Below are 1,917 nucleotides of genomic sequence, written 5' to 3'. Positions count from 1 at the left end.
GGAAGATGCATCGAAGGACCAGAACCCGGTGGCGTCGCGCCTGCTGCGCCAGTTCTTCCACGGCCCGCTGATCGCTGCCGGTGGCTTCACGCCGGAATCCGCCGAGGCGATCCTCGCCGAAGGCAGCGCGGATCTGGTCGCCTTCGGTCGCTTCTTCATCTCCAATCCGGACCTGCCGGCGCGCATCGCCGACGGTGCCCCGCTGGCTCCCTATGACCGCGATACGTTCTATGGCGGTACCGCCGCCGGTTACACGGACTATCCGGCGCATGCCGAGGCGGCGATGGCCTGAGATTGCCTTGAAAGGGCGGAAGGCAGCACGATGTAGCCTTCCTACCCGGATGAGGCGCCCGCCTTGGACAGCCTGAGCTCCCTCGCCACCTTCGTCCACGCTGCAGAAACGCGCAGCTTCACGCAGGCTGGCCGCATCCTCGGGTTGTCCTCGTCGGCCATAGGCAAGACCATTGCCCGCCTCGAGGCGCACCTGGGTGTGCGCCTGTTCCATCGCAGCACACGGAGCATCTCGCTGACCCCGGAAGGCGAGATGCTTCTGGAGAGCTGCCGGCGCATCCTCCAGGAAATCGGCGATGTGGAGCGTGAGTTGGCTGGCAACCGGGCCACGCCACGCGGCAAGCTGCGTGTCAGCCTGCCTATCCTCGGTGGCCTTTTCGCGCCGACGCTGGCGGGTTTCATGGCGAAGTACCCCGAGATCGAGCTCGATCTCGACTACAGCGACCGCCTGGTCGACATCGTCAACGAAGGTTTCGACGTGGCCATCCGCACGGGTGAGGGCGTGGACTCACGCCTGATGTCGAGGCGGCTGGGTTTGTATCACCTGGTTCTGGTGGCGTCGCCGGGTTACCTCAAACGCGCGGGAACGCCGAAAGTCCCCGCCGATCTGATCTCCCACGCCTGTCTCCACCATCGATTTCCCACCACGGGAAAGCTCGAACGCTGGCCCTTCCGGCAGGACAACAAGGGCCCCGACGTGCCGCTGCCCGTCGCTGCGGCCGCCAGTACGCTCGCCCCGCTGCTGGAGATGGCCGAGGCCGATTGCGGTATCACCTGCGTACCGGACTTTACGGTCGAGCCCAGCGTGACGTCTGGACGGCTGGTCCGCGTCCTCGACGACTTTCTCGACCATGAGAACGTGTTCCGCGCCGTGTGGCCATCCAGTCGCCATATCGCGCCGCGCCTTCGCGCCTTCCTGGACTATTTCGGCGCAAACCTTTTTCCGGCGTAGGTCCGCTGGTTATCGCGCCGTCAGGGTGGCCACGAAGCGCATGGCACGGGCAATGCTGGTGCTGATGACGGGCAGGCGGCCGACCGGAATCGAAATCACCGCAATCTCCTCGCGATGCAGATGGATATTTGCCTCCGCGTGGCCCCACGCCAGCTCCATCTCGTTGGGCGCCAGCGAGCGGGCAGGCACGTCGTCGTTGGTAATGCGCTGCACTTCACGGAAGAAGTGCAGGTGCAGGAAACCGTCGTCCGTCGGTCCGGTCACGGCCATGCCCGTGGCGACCCCCGACACGAAATGCGACGTGCGCGTGTGGAGGATGCTCTTCGTCTGCACTTCGGACACGGTCAACCCTCACTTCCCCTTCTCCCAAGCATATGGGTGGGACGATGTCGCCGTCTATCGCGTGCAGGGGCCGGATGTGACAAATGTGCGGGCGTCCGCAGTTCAGGCGGTGAGAGGGCGTCCGAGCTCCCTGCCATAGACGGCAAGGCGGTGACCTTCGGCCAGCCGTTCGGCCTCGTAGACGAACAAAGCTTTCTCCAGCGGCAGGCGGGYGAGCGTGGCCACCAGCGCCATCACGTCGCCTGCGGCCTTCGCCACGCCCATCGCCGTATGGGGTCTGACCACGAAGGCGGCATCACCGAGGAGGGCGACACGGTCACGGATCATGCGGG

4 protein-coding genes are annotated in these 1,917 nt (G+C 65.5%); 2 read left to right on the top strand and 2 right to left on the bottom strand.

Annotated features, from left to right (window positions below; translation table 11 throughout):
* Positions 1 to 292, top strand: a 292-nt coding sequence (locus tag AC1DSN_RS21995; protein ID WP_477332909.1) for an oxidoreductase, incomplete at its 5' end; no start/stop codon positions are given.
* A 63-nt stretch (positions 293 to 355) separates the two neighbouring features.
* Complete coding sequence (locus tag AC1DSN_RS21990; protein ID WP_477332907.1) at positions 356 to 1,243, top strand: LysR family transcriptional regulator; 888 nt, start codon at positions 356 to 358, stop codon at positions 1,241 to 1,243.
* Between the two features lie 9 nt (positions 1,244 to 1,252).
* Here AC1DSN_RS21990 and AC1DSN_RS21985 read toward each other — a convergent pair whose 3' ends face one another.
* On the bottom strand, positions 1,253 to 1,591 hold the full coding sequence (locus AC1DSN_RS21985; RefSeq protein WP_063571251.1) for a hypothetical protein: 339 nt from the start codon (positions 1,589 to 1,591) through the stop codon (positions 1,253 to 1,255).
* 96 nt (positions 1,592 to 1,687) lie between these two features.
* A partial coding sequence (locus AC1DSN_RS21980) for an FAD-dependent monooxygenase (protein WP_477332904.1) occupies positions 1,688 to 1,917 on the bottom strand: 230 nt, incomplete at its 5' end.

It is taken from the genome of Luteibacter sp. P4_D7_3, from assembly GCF_056401735.1.
This window is presented reverse-complemented; position numbering and strand designations above follow the sequence as displayed.